The sequence below is a fragment of the Deltaproteobacteria bacterium genome (assembly GCA_012522415.1).
Lineage (GTDB): Bacteria > Desulfobacterota > Syntrophia > Syntrophales > JAAYKM01 > JAAYKM01.
The window spans coordinates 1-22,792 of record JAAYKM010000149.1 but is presented as its reverse complement, the minus strand read 5'-3'; the positions used below and the strand labels follow the sequence as shown (position 1 = coordinate 22,792).

22 protein-coding genes are annotated in these 22,792 nt (G+C 54.4%); 1 reads left to right on the top strand and 21 read right to left on the bottom strand.

The features are described 5' to 3' along the window. Positions 1–220: OmpA family protein (locus tag GX147_10890; GenBank protein NLN61174.1), on the top strand; the 220-nt coding region annotated here is incomplete at its 5' end. A gap of 216 nt (positions 221–436) precedes the next feature. On the opposite strand, the gene GX147_10885 is transcribed toward GX147_10890, so the two are convergent. The 21 genes from GX147_10885 to GX147_10785 all read right to left on the bottom strand — a co-directional run bounded on the left by GX147_10885 (position 437) and on the right by GX147_10785 (position 22,467). Beyond that, complete coding sequence (locus GX147_10885) at positions 437–1,138, bottom strand: glycerol-3-phosphate acyltransferase (GenBank protein NLN61173.1); 702 nt, start codon at positions 1,136–1,138, stop codon at positions 437–439. Continuing rightward, the gene (locus GX147_10880) at positions 1,065–2,594 is read right to left on the bottom strand and encodes a 4'-phosphopantetheinyl transferase superfamily protein (protein ID NLN61172.1); all 1,530 of its coding nucleotides are present in this window, start codon (positions 2,592–2,594) and stop codon (positions 1,065–1,067) included. Before GX147_10880 ends, GX147_10885 begins: the two co-directional genes overlap by 74 nt. Then, positions 2,594–3,352, bottom strand: a complete 759-nt coding sequence (locus GX147_10875; GenBank protein ID NLN61171.1) for a 1-acyl-sn-glycerol-3-phosphate acyltransferase — start codon at positions 3,350–3,352, stop codon at positions 2,594–2,596. The genes GX147_10880 and GX147_10875 overlap by 1 nt, the downstream gene beginning before the upstream one ends. A 27-nt stretch (positions 3,353–3,379) precedes the next feature. Next, the gene (locus tag GX147_10870; GenBank protein NLN61170.1) at positions 3,380–4,615 is read right to left on the bottom strand and encodes a 3-oxoacyl-ACP synthase; all 1,236 of its coding nucleotides are present in this window, start codon (positions 4,613–4,615) and stop codon (positions 3,380–3,382) included. A gap of 36 nt (positions 4,616–4,651) precedes the next feature. Next, positions 4,652–4,918, bottom strand: a complete 267-nt coding sequence (locus GX147_10865) for an acyl carrier protein (GenBank protein NLN61169.1) — start codon at positions 4,916–4,918, stop codon at positions 4,652–4,654. A 50-nt stretch (positions 4,919–4,968) separates the two neighbouring features. Further along, entirely contained in the window at positions 4,969–5,448 is a 480-nt protein-coding gene (locus GX147_10860) for an acyl-CoA thioesterase (protein NLN61168.1), read from the bottom strand. Beyond that, positions 5,445–6,713 (bottom strand): beta-ketoacyl-[acyl-carrier-protein] synthase family protein, encoded by a 1,269-nt coding sequence (locus GX147_10855; protein NLN61167.1) that lies wholly within the window; start codon positions 6,711–6,713, stop codon positions 5,445–5,447. The genes GX147_10860 and GX147_10855 overlap by 4 nt, the downstream gene beginning before the upstream one ends. Before the next feature lie 34 nt (positions 6,714–6,747). Continuing rightward, a complete protein-coding gene (locus GX147_10850; protein ID NLN61166.1) occupies positions 6,748–8,022 on the bottom strand; it encodes a beta-ketoacyl-[acyl-carrier-protein] synthase family protein in 1,275 nt (424 codons plus the stop codon). 9 nt (positions 8,023–8,031) lie between these two features. Next, positions 8,032–9,030 carry a radical SAM protein gene (locus tag GX147_10845; GenBank protein ID NLN61165.1) on the bottom strand — a complete coding sequence of 333 codons (999 nt, stop codon included), beginning with the start codon at positions 9,028–9,030 and terminating at the stop codon, positions 8,032–8,034. Between the two features lie 60 nt (positions 9,031–9,090). Continuing rightward, a complete protein-coding gene (locus tag GX147_10840; protein ID NLN61164.1) occupies positions 9,091–10,188 on the bottom strand; it encodes a radical SAM protein in 1,098 nt (365 codons plus the stop codon). Positions 10,189–10,205: 17 nt separating this feature from the next. Further along, entirely contained in the window at positions 10,206–10,472 is a 267-nt protein-coding gene (locus tag GX147_10835; protein NLN61163.1) for a phosphopantetheine-binding protein, read from the bottom strand. A gap of 76 nt (positions 10,473–10,548) precedes the next feature. Then, on the bottom strand, positions 10,549–10,941 hold the full coding sequence (locus GX147_10830; GenBank protein NLN61162.1) for a hypothetical protein: 393 nt from the start codon (positions 10,939–10,941) through the stop codon (positions 10,549–10,551). Positions 10,942–11,175: 234 nt separating this feature from the next. After that, positions 11,176–12,000 carry a polysaccharide deacetylase family protein gene (locus tag GX147_10825; protein NLN61161.1) on the bottom strand — a complete coding sequence of 275 codons (825 nt, stop codon included), beginning with the start codon at positions 11,998–12,000 and terminating at the stop codon, positions 11,176–11,178. Further along, positions 11,997–13,346 carry a radical SAM protein gene (locus tag GX147_10820; protein ID NLN61160.1) on the bottom strand — a complete coding sequence of 450 codons (1,350 nt, stop codon included), beginning with the start codon at positions 13,344–13,346 and terminating at the stop codon, positions 11,997–11,999. Before GX147_10820 ends, GX147_10825 begins: the two co-directional genes overlap by 4 nt. Then, entirely contained in the window at positions 13,343–14,821 is a 1,479-nt protein-coding gene (locus GX147_10815) for an NAD(P)/FAD-dependent oxidoreductase (protein ID NLN61159.1), read from the bottom strand. The genes GX147_10820 and GX147_10815 overlap by 4 nt, the downstream gene beginning before the upstream one ends. Then, entirely contained in the window at positions 14,815–16,998 is a 2,184-nt protein-coding gene (locus GX147_10810; GenBank protein ID NLN61158.1) for a 3-oxoacyl-ACP synthase, read from the bottom strand. The genes GX147_10815 and GX147_10810 overlap by 7 nt, the downstream gene beginning before the upstream one ends. Further along, positions 16,995–17,261: an acyl carrier protein gene (locus GX147_10805; GenBank protein ID NLN61157.1), complete on the bottom strand. Its 267-nt coding sequence runs from the start codon at positions 17,259–17,261 to the stop codon at positions 16,995–16,997. The genes GX147_10810 and GX147_10805 overlap by 4 nt, the downstream gene beginning before the upstream one ends. Before the next feature lie 73 nt (positions 17,262–17,334). Then, the gene (locus tag GX147_10800; GenBank protein ID NLN61156.1) at positions 17,335–17,727 is read right to left on the bottom strand and encodes a hypothetical protein; all 393 of its coding nucleotides are present in this window, start codon (positions 17,725–17,727) and stop codon (positions 17,335–17,337) included. 10 nt (positions 17,728–17,737) lie between these two features. Then, positions 17,738–18,640 carry a lysophospholipid acyltransferase family protein gene (locus tag GX147_10795; GenBank protein ID NLN61155.1) on the bottom strand — a complete coding sequence of 301 codons (903 nt, stop codon included), beginning with the start codon at positions 18,638–18,640 and terminating at the stop codon, positions 17,738–17,740. A gap of 15 nt (positions 18,641–18,655) precedes the next feature. Next, on the bottom strand, positions 18,656–21,751 hold the full coding sequence (locus GX147_10790; GenBank protein ID NLN61154.1) for a methyltransferase domain-containing protein: 3,096 nt from the start codon (positions 21,749–21,751) through the stop codon (positions 18,656–18,658). Next, positions 21,745–22,467: a glycosyltransferase family 2 protein gene (locus tag GX147_10785; protein ID NLN61153.1), complete on the bottom strand. Its 723-nt coding sequence runs from the start codon at positions 22,465–22,467 to the stop codon at positions 21,745–21,747. The genes GX147_10790 and GX147_10785 overlap by 7 nt, the downstream gene beginning before the upstream one ends. Between the last annotated feature and the right edge of the window lie 325 nt (positions 22,468–22,792).

The window sequence follows — 22,792 nt, the reverse complement described above, 5'->3', positions numbered from 1 at the left end:
CACGGACAGCAGGGGCACCGACGCATATAACCAGAAGCTTTCCCAGCGCCGAGTCGATGCCATCAAGAACTACCTGGTTGACAAGTTCGGGATCGATGCGGATCGTTTAACGGCTGTCGGCTATGGCGAATCGAGACCCATCGCCACCAACGACACGGATGAAGGCCGCCAGTTGAACCGCCGTGTGCAGGCTGTCATGGAAACCTACATCCGCAGATAGTCCTTTTCTGTGTAAGGGAAACAAACCACCCCGGGAGAAGAATTTCCCGGGGTGGTTGTCCATCCCTCCTGCATGGTCCGCAAATATCGATACGCAAACTCACAATCAAACCGGCCCCCACAGGCCAAGCGACCGACAATCAAACCGTATTGCCACTATACAGGGATTTCCTTTCATCGTCGAACCCGCCAATCTTTCTTTCCACCTTTCCTTTATTCAATTTGATGCATCAGAGGGGTTTTTTCGAACAGCCAGAAAATCCATGACATTTTTTCGGTGATTGAAATAAAGGAAGAAGCTTGTCGCCACCACCCCGATCGTAGAAAACGGATGAAAGCCAAGTGCGGTGATCGTACCCGCTGCAAGGATGGCGATCATCAAAAACGAAGCCACGAAGGGCAGATGGGTCACCCTGTAGAACAGCGTCCAGACCAGAGCCGACACGACGGCCCCAAGGGGAGAAATGGGGATGGTAAAACCAAGATAAGTGGCAACGCCTTTACCGCCTCGGAAACGGTGATAACAGGGGTATCTGTTCCCAACGACCAGAGCTAGACCAATCCACGAAACCTGGGCTTTGGGTAAACAATAAAGGGCAGCCCAAGCCAGAGCCACAGCCCGGGTCACATCCAGCAGGAGGATCAGGGCCGCCCAGCCCAGCCCGGCCTGCCGCCAGACGTTGATCGCACCGGCATTGCCGCTGAATCGGGATCGGGGATCCCCCCTGCCCGATAGGGAAAAAAGAAGTATGGAAAAATTCACGGAACCTATCAGATAAGCCCCGACCAAAATCACAGCCAGCAACATCGTCCTGTATCTCCCCTTGTCTGTTCCGGCGTTGATTTCATGGCGCCCTCTTTGCCAGCGTGAAAAGATGATCGTCGACGGTGTCGTGAAAGGCAATGTAATCTCGACCATCGACCTTCAGATGACTGACATGTTCCCCGATTTCCAGAACATCGGTCCTCTGCCAGCAGTCACCGATCGGGATGTTGATGGCCTTGGTCACGCTCTCCTTGATTGACCAGACCCTGAGCGCCGCAGGCATCACGCCGAGTGAAGAGGCGTCGGTCAGGCGTGATTCTTGATCGTTCATAAACAGATGCCGGGCTTTGAGCACCCGCTCGGAAAGCACTTCCACATCCACTCCGATCGGCTCATCCGATACGGCCGCGACGGCGAAGCGACGATCGTGGGAAAGGGAACAGGAAACGGGTGTCTGCCCGCTCGGATGGGGACAACAGGGCCGGATCCCGTCAGGCATCATCGTGTGGATATCCTGCGCCGGCGTCAGCCTTTCCCCGCCGGCGAGTTCACGGGCCAACATTTTCAGGGCCAGACGGCCCATCAGATACCCTCTTTGCCTGCGCCTTCCCATTTTTGCAAACCGTTCGCTTTCAACCGGCGTCAAGGCTAATTCAGCAAAATCGAAAAAAGCACCATCCTCCATGACGGCCAGGGCATGGCAGTTTGCGCGCAGTGTAGGCAGGGAATCGCCTCTGTCTCGCCGGATCCAGGAGGGTGGCTTGCCGCGTCCCACGAAAACATCCTTCATCGTTAATCCCCTGATGCTCTCCCGGAGATTCCCTCGTTCGTCAGCAATGACCATGTCGAAGATGAAATTTTCCCGGGTTACCTTCACCGGCAAAATTCGGCAGTAATATGTTTCCCCCTGAACGGTCGGATTCATGACCCTCCGCTCGTTGAAACCGATGGGAAAGGCGACAATACCATGAAAACGCTGACTCCATGCGCAGGCCACATGCATGGCCCCGTCGAAGGGAAAGATCGAGCCCAAGGGCGTCAGCGGTGCCGGATGCGGCGCCGCAAGGACTCTGCCCAACCCACCACCCTCGGTCAAAAACACATCGCCTTGAAGGCTGTGGAACGCCGGTCCGAAGGGGATGAGATCACGGTAAATTTTTTCTGCGGACACTCGGAAACAGATTCCTTCAAGCGATGCCGACAAATCATAGGGAAAAGCGGTGTCGTGCTCAGATGATCCAGGAAAATCAACGATGGCGTGGATTTTTTCCCGTCTGATAGCGGATCGCCCGGATGGGGCTACGGTCACCAGACGGGCCGATATTCGGCTGTTTTCAATTACTTTCACATCATGAAAGACCCTTATTTCATCATCGTCGGGTCCGATTTCCAGAAAACGGCCGAAAGCGGCTTGCCCCATGACGGTAACGCAGAATTCCGGCTGCACGTTCGCAACGGTTCCCCCCAGATGCTGGAGAATCTCCGCTGCGGGAAAGATCGTTTTTCCGGCCACATGATGGTCCTGGAGATACGGTAAAACTGAAATCGAACAGGGAAAACGACGCCAGCCGTTTGGGATTACCTCAGACGGAGGGGGCATTGCCACCATCACGCCCTCCCTGTTTCCAGCAAGGCGCGTGCCTGCTCCATACAGTCCGAGAGAGAAAATGCGTCGTCATCGTAATCCGGCGCCAAGGTTCCCGCCAGTTCGACGGACACGGTAAATCGTTCCCGGGTGTTGAATAGAAACCGCCCGGGAATAAACAAACGTCCTGTGTTTTTGATCCTCACCACCTGAATAGGGCTGCGACAGAACCTGGCGATACGAAACGCTCCCCGGCCGAGCGTTCCAACCTGGCCGCTGCGGCTCCGGGTTCCCTCGGGAAACATAAAAAGGTTTCCTCCTTCTACCAGGTAGTTCTTCATCCGCCCAACCTGTTCGAAAAGAATCTCCGATCCGGAATCCGCCGCCAAAGCGGGGATATAACCGGATATTTTCAAGATCCATCCAAACACCGGGAAATGGAAGTACCGTTTCTTGACGACGGTCTTTTGCTTTGGAAAGAGTGAAACCAAGAGGATCGGATCCAGGAAGGACCGGTGGTTAGCAATGATGACGGACGAACGCATGGCCCGGACTTCGGACGAAACGTACCAGGTGATTTGGGGGATCAGGATCCGTAATAACACAAAAAACCTTCGGTGCAACAGGTGGTTCAACTTCTGGAAGGCCTTCTCCCGGTTGCGCGAAAGGATAAAAGCGATAAGGTAGAAAGGGGCAAAAAACAGAAGAAAACCCAGGATATAATAAACCCACAGGATCAGGGTGACGGTGAAATCCATCCATGTGCCTCGTAATTTGGTCATTGCCTCTTTTTCCCAGGATGATCCCCTTCAAGACGGTTTACGGATGATCAGGTTTGTGTTGACGCCACCGAAGGCAAAATTCTGAACAGCCGCGATTTTAATCTGGAAGTTCTCGACATGGCGGCTGTGACATATCATGGCACAGCGTTCGTCGACCTCGTCCAGATTCAGGGTCGGTACGAGGCAGCCTTCCCGCATCAGATTGAGCAAAATGATCGTTTCGATGACGCCGCAAGACCCCATGGTGTGTCCCATGTAGCTCTTCAGTGCCACCACCGGAGGACGGCTCCCGTAAACATTATGGATCGCCTGGGCCTCAATGATGTCCCCCATTTTCGTTCCCGTGGCGTGGGCGCTTACAAGATCCACGTCCCTGGGATCAATCCCCGCGCTTTGCAGGCCGACGCGAATCGTCTGTATAATACCTTGAAGATTTGGCAGGATCAGATCACCACCGTTGTTATTACAACTGAAACCGATGATTTCCCCCAGAATGGTGGCCCCTCGTTTGCGGGCATGTTCGAACTCTTCCAGCAAAACAGCGCCGGCCCCTTCACCCACGACAAGGCCATCCCGTCTGGCGTCGAACGGACGGGGCGTCATGTGAGGTTTGTCGTTGAAGGCCGTGGAACAGGCCAGCAAATTGTCAAAAACAGCGACGGTCGTTGTATCGTACTCGTCAGCACCACCGCAGAGCATGGCATCCTGCATGCCGAACTTAATCATTTCGTAGCCGAAACCAATGGATTGACTGCTGGTTGTACAGGCTGTGGAAGACGAGATAACGCGGCCTGTAATGCCGAACATCTTCGTTATATTGACCGCTGTCGTGTGGACCATGGATTTCAGGTAATCGACGGCGCCGATGGATCTCACGTCCTGACGAGTTCCGCCGAAGAAAGTTTTGTAGATTTCACGCTGTACTGTGGGGCTCCCGTGGGTGGAACCAAAGGCAACACCCAGGCGACCGGATGTGATGAAGGCTGAATCAAGGCCCGCGTGCTCAAGGGTTTCCTTTGCCACCTGGCACGCATAATAGGCAACAGGGCCCATGGTTTTGCGGAAGGTGCGCTTGAAGTCATAGATAACAGGATAATCAACGGTGCCGAATACTTTCGAGTGGATATGGCCGGATAAAAGACCATCTTCCTTCAGGGGTCTGATTCCCGATACACCATCCCTGAGGCAATGGAGCATTTCCTCTCTCGTCAGTCCGATGGGTGTAATGGCGGCACAGGCCGTAATGACGACTCTTCTTTCCATGTGTTTTCGATGTGGTCTTCTTTACGAGAAATATTTTTATTTCATTTTTATCTCTCTGGCTTTGGCCAGGTTTTCTATATAGTCGCAGATCTGATTGATGGTCCGGATATCCATAGCCTGTTTTTTTTCCTCCTGGCTCAGCTCCGCCCCCAGCAGCTTTTCGATCTGCAGAAGCAGTTCCACTGCGTCAATGCTGTCAAATTCGTGTTCTGACCGAAGATCATCGTCCAGCCCGGGATTTTTTATCTCGAATTCCTTCCAAAAAATCTCCAGAATATGGTCAACGATTTCATCACGCGTCATGTTACCTCCAGTCCCATTATTATCTCTGGTGTTCCAATTTGTCCTCCCCGTCATTTTGGAAACGCTTTCCAGAGCTGTATCGTTTTGGGATCGATTCCCACAGGCCGCCGCCGCGCATTTAAGGCGCAGTGCCATGTAAACCCCGTACAAACCAAAGCACCCGATTCCGCGTTTGTAATCAAATAGTCAAACCGGAGCTTCACCCGTTCCAAGTCTGCCGGACGGGTGTGAACAAACATGGGATCATCATAATACAGGGATTCCCAAAAGGTAATACCCAGTTCAATCACCGGATAAACGAAACCGCTTTCCTCGATCTCCCGATAAGGATAGGCCGCATCGCGCATGAGTGAAGCCCGGCCAAACTCGAAATAACGAAGGTAATTGGCATGATAAATCACCGCGGAACGGTCCGTGTCGGCGTAAAGCGTCCGCTGGGTACACCGGTGCCACAGCAGACCGCTTTCCAAGTCCCTGACATAACGGGGATTGTCATTCAGAGGTTCTGGACGGAATGGTTTCGGCCTCATATGCATCCTCGAAAAACGATACAGCAGTTTGTTCCGCCAAAGCCAAAGGCGTTGGAAAGTGCGATCTCGTGATGCTGCCGGCGGGCAGTATCCGGAACAAAATCCAGATCGTCGAAATGGTAATCGGGTAGATGGTTGATGGTCGGCAGGAGTATTCCTTGCCCCATCCCCTCTATGGTCAGGGCGTTTTCAATGGCTGCGGCGGCGCCAAGGGAATGGCCGATCTGGGATTTGTTGGAAGAAATCGGAATCCGAGGCAGGCGCTTGTCAAAAATGGTGCGCAGACAGTCGATTTCAGCACTGTCGCCAGCCATGGTGGAGGTGCCGTGGGCATTGATGTAGTCGATATCATCCGTAGTAAGACCCGCGTCGCTGATGGCGTCTACAATGGTCCGAATGATCGTCTGTTTATGGGGCCGCGTAAAATGGTGGGCGTCTGCACTCCAACCGACGCCCATCACTTCGGCACGAGCGTGCAGGCCATGAGCCTTGATGGATTCCTCGGCGGCCAGGATCAGGACACCCGCTCCTTCTGCGATGACAAAGCCTTTGCGGTCCAAACTGAATGGCCGGGAAGCCTGGGAAGGATCGCCATAGGCCCGGTCGTAGGGATGGATCTTGATCGTTGCGTTCATATTTGCAAAACCGTGAATAATTTCCGGAATAATCGGCATATCGACCCCCCCGACCAGGGCAAAATCACAGTCGCCGTCCCGAATCATACGGGCGCCCAGGGCAAGGGCATAATTCCCCGATGCACATGCACCCTGGGGCGAAAAAATCGGTCCGGTGAAGCCGAGTTCCATTGCGGCCTTCCCCGCAGGAAGGTTGGCGCAGATATTGGGAAGCAGATATGGACTGACCTTGAGAGGCCCCCTCTCCCTCAGGTTTTCCACGGCGCATCTCAGCGCGTCGCTGCCGTTGATGGCGGATCCGATCAGACAGGCCGTTTTTGGACCCGTATGCCGGTCTACAACCAATGCGGCATGCTCCAGGGCCTGGCGGCAAATCGCCACGGTCAAAATGACGAAAGCCGCATTCCAGTTATACACGTCCTTTTCATCGGCAAGTCCGAGCTGCAGGGGATCCCATTCGGGAATTTCCCCCACGACATGGCTTAACGTCTTGACTTGACAACGGCTTATAGAGCGAAAACCGGCTTCACCCTTTATTGCCCGCTGCCAGCTCAGGGAAAAGGTTCTCCCCAGAGGCGTCGCCGCACCGTAGCCAATGACAAAAACCCGTCTATTTAATGGCGCCCTCATAGATTGATCTTCCTATCCGTTTTGCAACAGTGGGTCAAACGATTCTGTGCAAAATCAGGCAGTTATTGCAACCGCCGAAACCAAAGGCATTCTTCAGGACGTATTCCTGCTCCAGGTTCCGTGTGCCCTGGGTCACGCAATCAATGGGAAGCTCCAGATCCGCCTGGTAATTGATCGTCGGCAGAATCTGTCCGTTACGCATACTCTCCATGGCCAGGATCGTCTCAATGGCGGAAGAGGCCCCCATTGCATGTCCCGTCTGGGATTTATTGGCCGTAACCGGGGGAATGTCCGGCCCGAATACATCACGCAAGGCTCTCCATTCGACCCTGTCACCTACCTTGGTCGACGTGCCGTGGGCATTGATGGCATCAATATCCTCCGCTTGCAAGCCGGCATCGCTGAGGCTGTCAGCAATGCAGCGACGAACGGTTTCAAGGTTCGGGGCGACAAAATGGTGGGCGTCGGACGTCATGGCCCAGCCCGCCATTTCTAAAAGTGGCTGCAGTCCGTATACTTCGGCAAAATCCGGAGCGGCCATGATGATGCAACCGGCCCCTTCTGATACCACGAATCCGCGCCGGTTACGTGAAAAAGGCCGACTGGCCCCCTCCGGAGCCTCCTCCGGTGCACCTTCCTTCGGACGGTATGCCCCATTCATCGTGGCAAACCCGGCCACAATCGGTTCCACCAGAGGAAAATCGACGGCACCGCAGATGGCGATATCGGCCATGCCCTGCGCGATAAGGAGCGCTCCCATAATCATGGAGGTGCAACCGGTGGCACAGGCAGTGATGGTTGCCGTGATTGGACCCGTCGCGCCGGTCATAATCGATATCTTCCCTCCCACCATGTTAATGCAGGCGTTGGGGTTCGTAAACGGATGAGGCAACCTGCCATCCGAAACCAGCCGCCGGTCAGCCTTCAGGACCGCGTCGAGACCGCCGATGGCCGAACTGAAGGTGATGGCCGTACGGGGTGCGATGGACGGGGTAATTTCTATGCCGCTCATTTGCAATGCCCGATGGACCACCAGCATGGCGTAGGGAAATAGGGGTGATGTCCATTGGGACATATCACGGGAGACAAGGAAAGGGTAGGCCCCGGTATCTATGGCGCCCACTTCTCCGGCAATTCGAACGGGAAAGCCCTCGCGCAAGGGGAAACGTGTCAGGGGGCCGATACCACTGCATCCCGCCGATGCCTGCTCCCATTGCTCCGTCAGATCCAGTCCCAGGGGAGACACAGCATCATAACCCAGAATCACCGGCCGTCTTTTCCCCGCTTTTCCCTTTGCCAAGACACTCATGAAGGGAAACTACCAGGGGATGAAACGATACAACTTGGCAAACATCTCGTATACTTCGATCCAATTTTGGAGATCCTCTGTCGAACGCAGATGTTCACGCTTGTTCACCATCACCCAACTCATATGGGCTGCCCCATCCTTGCAGGTGGAACAGTCCCGCGTTTCGGAAGTACAGCACCGATGCATGGTCTGAAGGTCGGAAGCCCAACGGATAAAATGAATGAGCCGTTTTGGTCGGGGATTCCGCGTGTCAAGCGGTTCCGTCACGGAGGGACATTCATTCCACCCGAACGTCCGTCCCATCATTTTACCTGTTGTGATGATCTCATGATAATAACGGCAGGAGACAACCGTTCGTGGGTAACGGTCAAGCATGTCGTCCATCTCGCTTCGCACATCGCGCAATTTATCCTCATTCCAGGAAAACCCTTCGACACCCTCATCATTCGTCAGGAGCTGAAAGTGAACTTTCAAGCCCGCGTCGGCTATTTTTTTGACCACCGACTCGATACGGCCAACCTGTTTCGGCGTAATGGTGTAGAGATAGTAAGTATACGGGTCCCCCTCATAATGTCGTCGCGATACGGCAAACGTATCTTTCCCCCGAAGCATTATTTCGTCTTCCGCGTCTCCCCAAAGTGAAATGCCCACCATCATATCAGGAAAGCGGTCCCGCGGGATCTTTATTTGCCCATTGGTAGCACAGTAGGTCGGAAGCTGTTGGTAGAACGCCTCGACCCGGTCCAGATAAAGTGTCGGCTCGCCACCGATCAGTATGGCAAGATTGACACCCCGCCCTTTTTCCTCGGCAACAAAAGCGTACCACTTCGTCAGGTCCATTTCATCGGACGCCGCCATATGTTCGTTGGAAGAAAAGAAAAAACATCCCTTACAGCGCAGATTGCACTGGTTGGTCACATCGTAAATGGAGCTGCGGATATTCAGGCGTGCAATGTTCCGGTAACGCTCATGCCAAGCCGCATCCAATAAGGAACTAATCGTTTTCATAAGATATGATGGTATTTCATCCGCTATTTTATCATAAAAACATGACGATACGAGTGGTTACTAATCCGAACAAACTTTACCGGGTGGTTCTACCATTTTATCGCAGAGGTTTCTCCCCTTCACATAACCCATTACCCAAACAGCCAGGTAGGTATCTACATAATCCAGCCAAGAGCTGAAGGTTTCCGGATCAACCACATGACGATGTAGACGGGCGGTGACCACAGCGCTGCCGGCGGCGTAATGCCGACAATCTTCGCAGTCCGTATCCGGAACACAGCAGGCGACACGTCGGTCCCAAGAGAGATCCGTCCGGTATTGACGGAAAGATCGGCCAAGACCTATGTCGGTGGAAGTGTTCATCCGGGGATACGAACAGCCGTAAAGCGTGTGAAGCCCGGCGTGTTCAGTGTGGGCCACAACATTGTAGGCTGAAAACAGTATGTTTTCTGGATACCGTTTCAGCAAATCCATCATGGTGCGACGGGTTCGCAACAGTGAGGTCCCGTCATGCCTGAGCCCCCCCGTATAAGCCACCGGGGAGGAAAATATGTTGAAGGTTACGGAACAATTCCGGTGGACGAGTACGTCTATGACATCGTAGATCTCCTCGATGTTGTCATGGGTAAATGTGTACACGAAAACGGCCCTAGGATCTCCCGCATAATTGTCGATCTGGCGTTCCAGAAGATTCTTTGCACGGCGGGTGCGAAAACTTGTCTCATCATTCCCCCAGACGGAAATGTGTATCCGATAATCCACACTTTCAGGAATTCGAATGAGGCCGTTGGTGGCAATGCAGCCCAGAGGAATTTCCTGGTAACAAACTTCAAGCAATTCTGGAACAAGGGATGGTTCAGCACCCGCGAGCACCACATAGGTTATACCACGGGACCGTTCCTCCCGCATGAGTCTGCGCCACGCCTCCGGGTCACAGTTCTCCGGAGCGAACTGTTTTTCTCCTTCATAATAATAACAGCCGTCACAGCGCATGTTGCAGCGATTGGTCATGTCATAGGTCGACTCCCGCAGAAAAAAATACTTTCTGACCTTCTCCCAGCGCAACGCAATGTCCGGTTCTGCTAAAAGCTCGGCAAATTTCCACTTCCTGTTGCCGATATCCGCTGTTGCCGCGGCTATGTTTCCCGTGTTGTTCATGAATTCGCTGTCAGCTCTTATCGTTGGGACCGTAGTCTTTGTTCAATATAATCCGCTATCAGACGAACATTCCTCAGTTTTGGATAATCATCCTCATCAATCGTAATGCCGTATTCATCCTGCAGCACGAGCACCACTGTCGCGAGGTCCATACTGTCCACCCCCAGCTCGTCCACCAGATCAAGATCCGGATCAAAGATGTCCGGCGTGATGTCCTGCAATTTCAACTCGGCAATGACAATCTCGGCGATTCGGATGATCAGGGTCTCTTTTTCTTTGTTCACGGATATCTATTCCTCCTGAATATATCAATACGCTTTCATTCAACTCAAGGACCATGCCATCGTTCAACGGCTCCCCTCACTCTCCCAGGCAACATTCCGAAAGAATAGCCGCATCCACCACACCACTGCAAACCGGGTTCGTGTCCAGAAAAACCCTGAACGAATAGGAAAGGTTTTCTGCCTGCCTCGATCGGGTGAAAGAGAGGGTCAGTATGTCGTCCGGTTTGACTGGCAGTCGGAACCGCACCCGCCGGACATGCTCAACCCGGATCGCTTTCCCCCGAACGGACTCTTCCTCACAAATCGCTTCTTTCACCATCGCCAGGATGGCCAGGCCGGGTACGATCGGATTTCCGGGAAAGTGTCCGGAAAACCAGGGCGAATCCTTTTTTACGGTAGCCCGGATGTCTGCCATGGCACCCATGGCGTCCCGATCCCTGAATAGGTTGTGCCATGGTTCTGCGGCCATGTGTCATGCACCTCACATAATCGAAACCCATTCATCTGATGCACACCGATACGACCTTCATCGCCATATCGCGTTTCCGTGTACCCTTTACTCGCCGTCCCTGAAAGGGCTCTCCCCGGCAGAGCGATGTGGTCACGGAATAAGGTCAATAATTCACGATACGTTTAACTTAGATGCCTTATCATCTATCCCCGTCTGTATCAATATTTTTTTGCCGATGACGTTCTCAAGGTATCAATCGTCGCCTTTTTCTATACGGGCCATAACGGGCCGACCGAGCAATTCCGTCAGGGGAATGATACGAAACCCTCTCTCCATGAGACCGACGAGAATCAATTCGACCTCGGCAATCCAATCCACGGGCGCAATTTTCCCCGGCGGACAGATATCGTGCAGCACGATAATGTGGTCAGGTCGGGCCTTCTTCGCAACGCGACGCCCCATACCCCGAACGAAACGGTTTCCGGCATCCCAAGATCGACAGGAAAAGGTAACACAAAAAAGGCCATGGCGTTGCAGAACGGAGTCCAGCTTCGGATTGGTAATCCCCACCGGAGGGCGAAAAGCGAGGGGACGGATTCCGAAGCGCTTTAACTGTATTTGCGTCTGAACGATTTCACGAGAAAGACGCTTTTTTGTCCGCAGCATCAATAAAATATCGTGACTGAAGGAGTGATTGCCGATTTCGTGACCTCTTCTGGTCATATCGTCTATCAATAGACCGTACTTTGCGGTCCGTTCCCCGGTGACGAAAAAGGTGGCTTTCACATTGTGTTTTTCCAGCAAATCAAGAAGCAAAGGGGTGGTGGCCGGATCCGGTCCATCGTCAAAAGTGAGAGACACAACGGTCTTGTCTGTTGTCCCCCGGCTGGTTACGGGAAGAAAAAAACCGAGTCCGGGTATGAAAGGAGCCACAAGACAGCAAAGAATAAAAAACGCCAAGGGTATGACAGCCATAATCGGAAAAACAAGACCCAACAGCAGGGCGCCGGCGAGGGTGATAAAACCGAGAATCGCCGCCGAAGAGCCTGCTTCCCTCCAGATTTCTTCTCGCTTCATCGTATCAGGTACTCCCAGAGGGGACCTACCCGACCCCTTGCGTACATCCTCGCAAGGATCCGTGCGGTTTTTTCCGCGCCGGAACCCACCAGCCAGTTGGCTTTGCCTTCCGTATGACCCGCCAAGATCTCCCGTGCTTTTTCTTCATCCAGTCCAGGGGACCAGTAAAAAATCGGTTTGAGCATATCCGTCGCAGGGGAAATCTGGCCTTCCCGAAGGGCAATGTCGTACAGTTGCGTGTGCGGGTATAGGCGGATACCGTTGAAGACAAAATAAACGGCCCTGCCCAGGTCCGATGTCTTGTCAAGGGTTTCCCTCAGGGTGGACTCGGATTCACCGGGTCCCCCTAGCATGAAATAGTGGGCGATATTGAGTCCCGCCTCTTCCGCCCTGTGATGAGCCTCTCGGACATTTTTCATCCGGAAGGGTTTTTTGTACGCCGCCAGCATGATGTCGCTCAGGGATTCCGTTCCGAACTCGACGTGACGAAGTCCCGCCTGTGCGAGTAGGGCGTAGTAATGCCGAGGGGGATTGGTCGGGGTAAAAAAGGCACCCCAGGGAACGGACACACCGGCTTTTTGAAAAGCTGATGCGACGGCCAGGCTCTGGTCATAATCTCCGTTGAAAGTGGAATCGGTAATGTAAAGATAGCGTGCTCCCGCATCCTGGAGCATTCTTGCCGTGGCGGCAACCTCATCGGGAGGAACGGGACGGAAGGTCTTGCCCTCAATATGTGGATAGGTGCAATAGATGCAGCGGAAGGGGCAACCCCGTTTCGTTTGCAAATTGAGCATGCCCCCACGTTGCAGGTAGAAGGATGTATTGTCACGGTTCGGCAGCGGTCCGCGATGAAAGCCTCCGGACCAAGGTTCGGGAAAAACAACGGGGTCACCCTGCCGAACAATCCCGGGAAGGCGCGCTAGATCTTCCTTTTTCTCCAGAGCCGTCAACAAAAGAGGTAAGCGTTCCCCTTCACCAATCACCCCGAAATCCGCATCGAGGCAATGCATCCACGCTTCAGGCATAATTGTGAAACCGCTTCCCCCAAGGATGATCCTTGCCTGGGTATGATTCCGAATCAGGCGGATCAACTCCCCGATGCTCTTCGAAAAAGCCCTCACGTTAGTCGAATCGTTGGTGTCGATATTCCGGATGGACAGACCCACCAAATCGGGTTTTTCATGCAACAGAATGGTCACGAGCGCTGCGTCATCGCTTATCAGGTTCATATCGATGACCAGAACCTGGTGACGGTCTCCGATTGCGCGGGCAACATAGTCCAGACCGATGGGGTAGACCGGATAAGGATCCGTCTCGGTATTGGTGGAAATCAACAGAATTTTCAACAGCACTCCTCCATGATTTCCCGGGCGAACCGTTTCCGGCCGATGATGCGCCTGACCACCTGAAATGAGCCCAGTGTGGTACCTAAGATTCCGGGAGCCAGAATGTTCTGGCCCGCGAAATACAGACCTGCCAAAGAAGGACGACTCAGGCAGGCGGTCTTCAAGAGCTGCGCGGACGAGCGCATAATCCCGTAAGCCGAGCCTCCGGGACTGCCCACCCAATCGCGAATTGTCAATGGCGTATAAATATCGATAACCCGCATACCCTGTAAAGAACCAAAAAGGTCGGTTGCATCGGCAAGCAAGGTTCCGGCCCTTTTCCACTTGGCCTCTTCATACTCCTCCCCCCGCTGTCCGGTCCGGGTATCCAGCCAAGGCGCCCATTCGTCAATCCCGCTTGTGGTCATGATGGTCAACAGAAGCGTCTCCGGCTGGTTACTTCTTCTGATCTGATGGAAGGACCCCCGTGACAGGGAGCCGTCCGCTTCCGGGTAAAGGCGGTAGAGGTTATAGGGCCGTTCTGCATGGTACCTGTCATCCACTGCCAATGTAACGACGAGTAGCCCCTTTGTATTTTCCAGTCCCGTTATGCGCGCCTCGTGCTCGGGCCGAAGGCTTTTTGGGGGAAGCATGGATAGGACGTTGCGTGGGTGGATGGCCGCGATGACGGTATCCGCCGGAAGGCAGCGGCCCGACTTGAGGCGCAGGCCTTTTATAGCCCCGGCATTCACGGTGACACAATCGACAGCGTCACCGACAAGGAGTTCCCCACCAAGAGACTGAAATTGTTGGATAAACCTGTCTGTCATGACGGTGGTGCTTTCAACAAGCCTCCAGGATGAAAGAAGATAGGAGGCGAGAATCATATAGTAGTAAAAGCGCGGGCAATCGTGAAATGGGATGCCTATGAGGGTAGTAGGTACTGCGAGGACACTGACTAGGCGCAAAGAACAGTTCAGCCGAGCCACATACTCACCCATAGGGGAAAAATTATCCAGTGAGCCCTGTATTCCCCGGGTTGTGAGCATGTCAAGACGCGCAAAACTTTCGAAAACCGGTCTCATTTCCTCAATAAATGCCGCAATCTGCCGCTGTTCCGCTGGAAAGGATTGCCTTAGGCTATCCTCGAAGGCGGTCAGGCCTTCGGGAAGATCGAAGACGAAATCGTCAAAGACATATCGGTCGATGGGTCCATCAAGGCCCATCCGCTCGAGGGGTACATGTTCTGTTACCCCCAGGCAATCCCACAATCGCCTGAGGGGCTCACCTGGGGCCAAAGAGCCCAGATAGTGGATGCCCACGGGGCAATCGATTCCTGATCGTCGATACCCGCGGAGAAGCCCTCCCGGTACGGCGTTCTTTTCCACAATGGTTACTGAATAGCCCAGTTTGGTCAGTAAAATGCCCGCCGTTAACCCGCCCACCCCGGAACCGACGACCAGAATTTTCCCAGGATCCCTCGCCCGCTTCACCATGGGGAAACCTCGAGTGCCGTCACATGACGACCGAACCCTAGGACCAGGATACCCTTTCCCTCCAAACCCAAAAAATCATTTCCGCAGAACGCGGCCGGTATCTGCCCTGTTTCAACCATGTACACAGCCAAAACCGCCGCCACGGCGGAAGTCGAAGCAAAATCGCCCAGCAATCGTCGGTAATCAACCACGGGCTGGGTGAATGCCGTCAACGCCAGAAAGGATGCCATCTTAATTTCCGCCTCCTCACGCTCAGCCGGTGGGAGACCCGCGAGAACGAGACCAAAACGTTCCCGAATTCCGGTCCCCCCCCCCAGAGAGGAAATCATTGCGGGAATGCAGGCACTCTCAGCATCGGCAAGGACCGCAAAGCAGGCGTTAACCCGACAGATGGCGCCCGAGGACTGGCTCGACATATACAGAGCTGCACCGCCGTCTCCGGGGGGCGCTTGCGTCGACGGGGAAACATCGAGCAGCGGCGACAGGGTTTTGTGGTATTCATCTGCGCCGACCAGAAGAACGGGGCCATCCTGTTTCAGGAGACCCGCACAGTAGAGGGCCTGTTCAAAAGTGCCCTGACCGCCGGTTATGGTGACGTTCGGGCCGGTCGCCCCGAAATGAATGGCGGCGTGTCCCGCCGGCGCGTTGTGTACAGACCCGATAAAATCGGTCGGACTCGTAAAACGCTCTCCAGAAGCAAAAAGTTTACTGATAAAATCATAGGTTTCAGAGAGGCTTCCCCACCCGGTCCCAAAAAAAATGGCGCGGGGGGCGGCCCGCGCCGCTTCATTCCCACAGGCAGAAAATGCCAGGGATAAAACCATGCGCGAAAGCCTCTTCATCCGACGTACAGCTCTATTATCAAGGGGTTTCAAAATATCCGTATCTGGCACAATACCCCGAACAGGCTTCCCCTCCTTCAGTTGCGCCATGGTCTGTTCAATATCACCCGCAGCAGAAAGACAGGATCGGCCATGGACATAAAAATAGGGTTGCCTCGTAATCGCGGAGGCGGCAACCAGACGACTGTCCCTGTGCCCATCCGGTTCCCCAAAAGCCAGAACGGCATTGTTCCCGCCGAAACCGAAGGCATGCACGCAAACCTTCTTCACGCGGGCGGTTTGAGGTCTGCCCAGGGGAACGGGAATCAATAAAGGATCCTGTGCGCTGAAGCCTACATTGGCGGGCATGAGACCATACTGAACGGCAAGAATGGATATGACTGCGCCCATGGCACCGGCACCAGCCAGGGCGTGACCGTGTGCACCCTTTAGGGAAGACAAAAACGGCATGGACTTCTCACCGAACAGATGTTCTATGGCTCGAGCCTCCGCCTGGTCGTTATCGGCAGTTCCCGTTCCGTGGAGATGGAGGTAGTCGATCTCTTCCGGCCTGATCCCGGCATCATCCAGGGCCACTGTCATGGCTCGTAAAGCGCCTTCCCCTTCCGGATGGGGCGCGGCGGGGTGATAGGCGTCACATGACAGGCCACCGCCGAGATATTCTGCCAAAGTCCCAGGTGGAGGCTCATCAGCAGCGGTCAACATGAGCATCGCTGCTCCTTCGCCCACGGTCATGCCCCGTCGCATGCGGTCGAAGGGACGGGCCCCCGTCGGGTCGACGAGCTGCAGGGAATGGAAGCCATAATATGTCAGGCGACACAGGGCGTCCGCGCCTCCGGCCAGTACCCGCCTGGCATGGCCGGCCCGCAACATCTCCGCAGCGACCTTCAGGGCCGCAAGACCCGAAGCACAGGCTGTAGATAACGCCAAAACGGGCCCCTTGCAACCGAATCTCCTGGCAACGATCTCCGCGACGGTGGATGTCGAATGCAGGTTATAGCACCGGGAATCCTTCTCTTTTTTTTCCAGGAGTTCTTCCGTCAAGGTCATGCCACCGGTGGTGACACCGATGATCACGGCATCCGGCGGCCCGGCAGCTTGCCCCATGGCTTCCGTGGCGGCCTTCATTGCCAGAAGGTGGGTACGGGGCATGCCTCCCGATGAATCGGTTAAGTCAACTTCGCCGACGGCCAGGGGTGCCTGCGGGGTAGAGAACAGCTGGAGGGGTTTAAGGCAGCAACGGGCCTGTTTGATCGAGGTGAGGGTTTCCTCGACACCGATTCCAAGCGGGCTGACGATTCCCATCCCTGTAATGAAAATTCGCGGGGCACTCAATCATTTGTCTCCGTCCGATGATGGAACACATGGTTCGCCAGGGCAGCGATGGAAGCAAAAACTTCTATTCCCAGTTCCTTGGTATCGATAATGACCCCGTAATCCTTTTCCAGCATCATCACAAGCTCGAGCACATCGATGGAATCAAGCCCGAGGTCGCCGCCCACCAACTGTGCGTTGACATCCATATCCGCAGGCGATACGTCGATGAGATTAAGACTGTCTATGATTTTAACCTTCAATTCTTCTATCAGTTCATTCATGGCATGTCCTTTGACCCGATATATTGTTTGGCCGTTCCGATCACATGGTCTGACATCGGCGCAATATCGCCGTTCATCCCTTTTCTTGTCCGGAACACCCAACATGATCACCCTGGGGGCCCAGAATCCTTTCAAACAGACCTTTGATGAGCCGCTTGATCACGGCCTCCGCATAGTCTTTCCCGGCCAGATATAGACCGATGAAGAACACCAGACTCGCCACGGCGTACACAACAGGACCGCCCACAATCACAATCATGGACAGTTCGATGCGATAAGCAAGCCACCCCAGCGCGGCAATGACCGGCCAGCAGATCACATAACTGATGAACATAAGGAACAAACCCGCCATCCTGAGGCGCGACCGGTTCGTATATACACGACAATCGCTGCCTTCCGCAATGGCTTTTCTGATTGCGTCTTTTTGGGCCAGGCGTGCCGCGATATTTTTGATCAGGTATTTCATATCGAGATGATTATTCCTCCAGTTTCCGTCCGAGAAAGGGTTCAAAATGGAACCAGGCATACGGATGCTGACGGACAACCCGTTCCAGTCCATCGATATAGGTCTGGGCCGCCTCCCTGATGGCACGTTGCCGGTCCTTCCGATTTTTGGCCTCCACGTAAACTGGTGTGAGAACCTGGCAATGGTAGGCAAAACGTCCAACCCTTGTGGCAAAGAAGATCAGGAGAGGGGTACGGGACAGCAGGGCGAAGACAAAGGGACTTTCAGGAAGAAACACTTCGTGCCCCAAAAATCTTACCGGTACGACACGCTGGTCTTTACGCCAGGACCGGTCCCCCGTCAGGGATACAATACCGCCGCTCTTCAGAAAATTGATGCCTTCCAGAATATCAATCGGGGCATTCCCCTCCTTTTCCACGGTAACGATTTTGATACCTCGGGCCGCTAGGTCTTGCTTCTGGCGATGCTCAATTTGTTCCTTGTGTTTCCGGCCCATGTAAAGCAGGAGTTTCATTTCCGGAAGATCCCGGCCATGGGATTGCAGAAGTCTATGGGCGGCCAGTTCCCAGCTGCCCAGGTGACTCATGAGCAAAATGCCTCCCGTGCGCTGTTTCACCGCGTTTTCAAGATATTCCCAGCCTTCATGGGTGAAATACATGGGGTAAGCCTCGTTCTGGAGAAAACGGTCCAGAAAGACATCGGTGAACTCGTGAAACTGCCTCCAGGCGCAACAGAGGTGGCCTATCCTGCGTCTGTCCGGAAAGAGTGCGGCGTAAAAGCGGACGCTCACAGCGACACGGGATGGAAACAGACAAAAGTACCCCGTGGCGATAATCCAGGCGACCAGGCGAAACAGCCAGATCCCCGCTCCTTTCGACAGAATCATCAGCAGATGGTAGAAACGGTCCTTCATGTCCTCCCCCGCGGCTCATTCATCACGCAGACCTGCGACAAACCAGACTTCTTCCCTGCCCGGGCTGTCCGGCTCCTGATGGAGGATCTGGAAACGCCCTCGGGAAAGAATTTCCACAATTTCTTTTGCCGTTCGGAAACGGGAAACGCCTCCCTCCAGTTTGATTCTTGTTCCTTCAATTTTGCGTAACCAGGAAGACCGCTTCCCTTGCCCTGACGGTATAGTGGCCCGAATAATGACCGTTCCTGTTGGGGTGAGCACCTCCCTGACACGTTTTAGCGTCAAAAATAACTCGTCGTCCGTCAGCATATGGATCATGTCGAGCAACAGAACCGTATCGGCCCGTCCAGTAAATTCCGGCAGATCGGGAGCCAGGCCTGCCTGGACGCGACCTCGAGTACCGATCACCCGCGATGCGACAGCCACCCGCTTCCGGTTTGGTTCGATCCCGTAAAGACGCGCCTGTGGATGCAGTTCCAAAAGCCAGGCGGCGGGCACCCCGAACCCCGTGCCGATATCAATTATGACTTGCGGTGATTTCACAAAATCCGCCAATCGCGGAAACATGGGGTCGATCATGATCTTGAAGCGCGCGAAAAGTCGCGGATAGCCGTCGAGGTGTCGATAGCGTGTGAAAACCCTGGCCAGGTGCCGGGCCGATCCGGGGGCAAACGGTTCATCCGGCAGCGTTACGGGGATGAAGATCCTTCCCAGCAGCGGTGGAACGATCAGGACGGCCCCCAAAAAGGAATATCCGATCCCCAAAGCGAGGCCAAGCCCCGCGTTCCTCAGCATGGCGTTATCCGATAGAGCCAGAACCGCCACACCAAGAAACGTCGTGGCAAAGGAAAGAAACACGGACATTCTAACCAGGCCCATGGCGGGGTGATCATCCTGAAAATAGCGCTGATAAGACCTCACAAAATACAGGGAATAGACCACTCCCATCCCAATGATCACCACGGAAACCATGACAACCGGCACGCCCAAAGGTTCTCCGAGAAGATTTAGCGTGCCCAGCGTACAGATCATCGCGAAGACTGTCGGCAGAAGGGCGAGTAAGGCCAGTCGCCAATCGCATAAAATGATAAAAGTCAACAGGGCGGTTATCCCCCCCACAATCACCGCCATGCGGATGAAAGCGGACATCATGACCGATCCAAGTCGTTCGCCGAAAAAAGTCGGGTCAAACACCCGGGCGGAATCGATTCCCGAGAATGCCCGGAAAAAAACGCCGGCGTCATACTGTGGACCGGGGACGAGGGCGGCAACGAAAAACCGGTGCGACCCACTGTCAATACCGGAAATACCCAGCAGTCCGGCGAAATGTTCCGGCAGATCGAACTTCGCTTGCGAAATCTGACCACCGGCGATTCGCTCCGGAAAGGAATCGAAGGCTTCTGCCGAAAACCCGAGGAGGCGGGCCTCCGCCGCCAGCATGTCCTTGAGGTTTTTTCGGCGCTCAGGGCTCCAGAAGCGCTTCCAGTCGCCAAGATTGGATCCGGCCAGTTCCTCACCGGGGAAGATCAGGGAGGGAACAAAGAACCGGGAAATGCGTTTTCCCTCCACTTCACGATTCAAAAGCACCGTCAGACGGTCGCATTTTCGCTGCAGATCCCGGGCATCTCCGCCCTCTACCAGAATGTAAACCTTGCTGAAAATATCGCCCCAGATGTCCCGAATCAACTGTTCCGCCTTCAGGGTCTCTTTCGTTACGGCATTCATTGAATCCGGATTCACATTAAATTCCGGGCGGGCGAAACAGAGCATGATCAATCCCAGCAACACGGCCCCATAGACCTTCCCCAAGGAGCGGGACGACGTCAGACGGTTGACGAAGCGCTGAAGGGGCAACAGAGGTTCTCGTTTGGCCGGCGGCATGACGGGAAAGATTACTGGATAGACAAGATGGAAGAAAATGTAGGTAAAGATCACCGCCAACGCGGCAAACAGGCCGATTTCGGCCAAATCGGGGAATCCGGAAAAACCCAGATAGGCAAAGCTGGTCGCGGTACACAGCATGGCCAAAAAGCCCAGGCTCCAGACCTCCCGCGTGGTGTCCATCCCTCGTGTTTCGTAGGGGCGGTCAAGAAAAAGCAGATAGGTCAGCCCGTAATCGACGGTGAAAGCAATGATGGCACCACCGAAGCCGACCGCCATCAGCGAAATGGATGGTTGAAAAAGGGAATAGACGAAAACGGCCGTCATCGTGCCAATGAAAGCCGGCAACAGGGCCAGCAGCCCTATAAGGGGCCGGGGAAAGCCGACCAAAAGTAACAGGGCGATGGCCAGGGTAGAAAATGTGATTGCCCGCCGGATGTTTTTTTTCGCGTTGATCTCGTTGTCAAGAGCCGCCCGGTAGGCGCCGACCGGGGTCAAGGCCAAGCCGCTTTCCCTGCCATAGTGTTCTGTGATTTCTTGAGCTGTCTGCTCCATGAAAAGTGCGATCTGGCGGGCAAAGCGGGTGTCCATTCCGGACTTGACGGGTTCTGCGACAATGAGCAGATGCATCCTGTCAGGCGAGAGTAGCTGACCGCGATGTATCGTGGCCCCTTCTGAAGGGGATAGTCCGGACAAACGGGATAAAACAAGGTTTCTGAAGTCCAGAGGATCGTCGGCAATCAGAGCGGACTGGCCGATCCCTTCCAGACTACGAAAAGACTGGATATGCTCGCTCAGTGTATGTCTAACCTGTTCCAACGTCAGCAGGGGCGCAACCTGTCGCTCCAACTCTTCCGCGCTGAAAAGCAGGGGCAGGTGGTCAACCGTGTGGCGGAGAAGCTCCGGCAAGAGCCGACCCATCGATTCGAGTCCAACCCGGCGAAACAGGCCGCTTTCCCTCATCCGTCGTTCGATCAATCCGGCGGCGGCGACAAGCCGTTCCGTATCGCCCTCAGGCTGACCCAGATCAACCACAATACGACCCTGAACGGGGTGATGTCGGAAAACATAACGACCATCGACCAGCACAGGGTCATTCTGGGGAAGGGCGTTCAAAACGTCGGTATCGAAGTGGAGCCGATAAACGCCGACGGTAAAAAGCACCGCGACAGACAGGAAAATCAGTATCGCCAGAATCCAGCGAAAAAGACGCGGCCGATACCTCAGCATCCCCTGATCCTGACAAAAGGCAGAATGAACCACCGCAGGATAATCAAGCGGCTGAATGTGGAGGCGTTTCTGAAGAAATCGACAAATCCCCGGTAATGAGATACGCGCTCCCCGCGGGGAGCATAGGTGACGCCGACCGGGGCTTCCAGAACGGGCATCCCCCGCCACCTGGCCCGAACCAGGATTTCCACTTCATACTGGAAGCGTCGGCCGTCTGCCGGGACATACAATATGTCAGGTAGGGGGTAGAGTCTGAAACCGCTCTGGGTGTCCCGGAGGGAGGGACCACCGGATGTCCGAACCCAAAAGTTCGAAAAACCCCGGCCGAAACGGCTGGCGAGGGGAACATGACGACGCCCCATACCCTTGCGATACCCGACGACAATGGGTCGCTGTTCGGTGGGTACAACGCGGAACAGATTCCAGGCGTCCGCCGGGTTGTGCTGACCATCGGCGTCCACGGTAATCGCCCATTCGGATGTACGGGCGGCGGCGGAAAAGCCCGTCATAAGGGCGGCTCCCTTGCCCATGTTCTTCGCGTGACGGAGGACGGTGATGCCTGGAATGTCCTTAATCCGCTCGTAAGTGGCGTCGGTGGATCCGTCATCGACAATAAAAATAGGTAGGAACAGATCCATTGCCTGCCTGATGACCTCTTCCACTTTTTCTTCGTGGTTGTAAACCGGAATAATGACAGCCGCTCTGTTACGCTTCATTCGGGATATTTCGTTCACCGGTTATTCTTTATCGACCTCCTTTTATATTCAAGCCCCACAAAGGCAATGGAATTCCGCAGCCGGATAAAATCTCGCAATCCTGTCCCCATGGATGACGCCACACACCATGTATTGTGCAAAGCCACACTCAGGGAGCGGCAGTATAGGAAACGACACCGTCGATGTCAATACGCTTTGTAGTCGGTTCTGAAAAAGTCTATTTTGATAAAGCGTTACCGTAAGAGATGGTTCTTTGATAATTAGAAAGCCATTGGAAAATTAGACGCAAAAAAGCGGCTGCCCACCGCAGCAGCTTGGCAAAGTT

Coding starts and splice junctions, on each gene's coding strand:
- GX147_10885 (NLN61173.1), bottom strand. CDS start 1,138: ATGGTCGAGATTACATTGCCTTTCACGACACCGTCGACGATCATCTTT.
- GX147_10880 (NLN61172.1), bottom strand. CDS start 2,594: ATGGTGGCAATGCCCCCTCCGTCTGAGGTAATCCCAAACGGCTGGCGT.
- GX147_10875 (NLN61171.1), bottom strand. CDS start 3,352: ATGACCAAATTACGAGGCACATGGATGGATTTCACCGTCACCCTGATC.
- GX147_10870 (NLN61170.1), bottom strand. CDS start 4,615: ATGGAAAGAAGAGTCGTCATTACGGCCTGTGCCGCCATTACACCCATC.
- GX147_10865 (NLN61169.1), bottom strand. CDS start 4,918: ATGACGCGTGATGAAATCGTTGACCATATTCTGGAGATTTTTTGGAAG.
- GX147_10860 (NLN61168.1), bottom strand. CDS start 5,448: ATGAGGCCGAAACCATTCCGTCCAGAACCTCTGAATGACAATCCCCGT.
- GX147_10855 (NLN61167.1), bottom strand. CDS start 6,713: ATGAGGGCGCCATTAAATAGACGGGTTTTTGTCATTGGCTACGGTGCG.
- GX147_10850 (NLN61166.1), bottom strand. CDS start 8,022: ATGAGTGTCTTGGCAAAGGGAAAAGCGGGGAAAAGACGGCCGGTGATT.
- GX147_10845 (NLN61165.1), bottom strand. CDS start 9,030: ATGAAAACGATTAGTTCCTTATTGGATGCGGCTTGGCATGAGCGTTAC.
- GX147_10840 (NLN61164.1), bottom strand. CDS start 10,188: ATGAACAACACGGGAAACATAGCCGCGGCAACAGCGGATATCGGCAAC.
- GX147_10830 (NLN61162.1), bottom strand. CDS start 10,941: ATGGCCGCAGAACCATGGCACAACCTATTCAGGGATCGGGACGCCATG.
- GX147_10825 (NLN61161.1), bottom strand. CDS start 12,000: ATGAAGCGAGAAGAAATCTGGAGGGAAGCAGGCTCTTCGGCGGCGATT.
- GX147_10815 (NLN61159.1), bottom strand. CDS start 14,821: ATGGTGAAGCGGGCGAGGGATCCTGGGAAAATTCTGGTCGTCGGTTCC.
- GX147_10805 (NLN61157.1), bottom strand. CDS start 17,261: ATGAATGAACTGATAGAAGAATTGAAGGTTAAAATCATAGACAGTCTT.
- GX147_10800 (NLN61156.1), bottom strand. CDS start 17,727: ATGAAATACCTGATCAAAAATATCGCGGCACGCCTGGCCCAAAAAGAC.
- GX147_10795 (NLN61155.1), bottom strand. CDS start 18,640: ATGAAGGACCGTTTCTACCATCTGCTGATGATTCTGTCGAAAGGAGCG.
- GX147_10790 (NLN61154.1), bottom strand. CDS start 21,751: ATGCTGAGGTATCGGCCGCGTCTTTTTCGCTGGATTCTGGCGATACTG.
- GX147_10785 (NLN61153.1), bottom strand. CDS start 22,467: ATGAAGCGTAACAGAGCGGCTGTCATTATTCCGGTTTACAACCACGAA.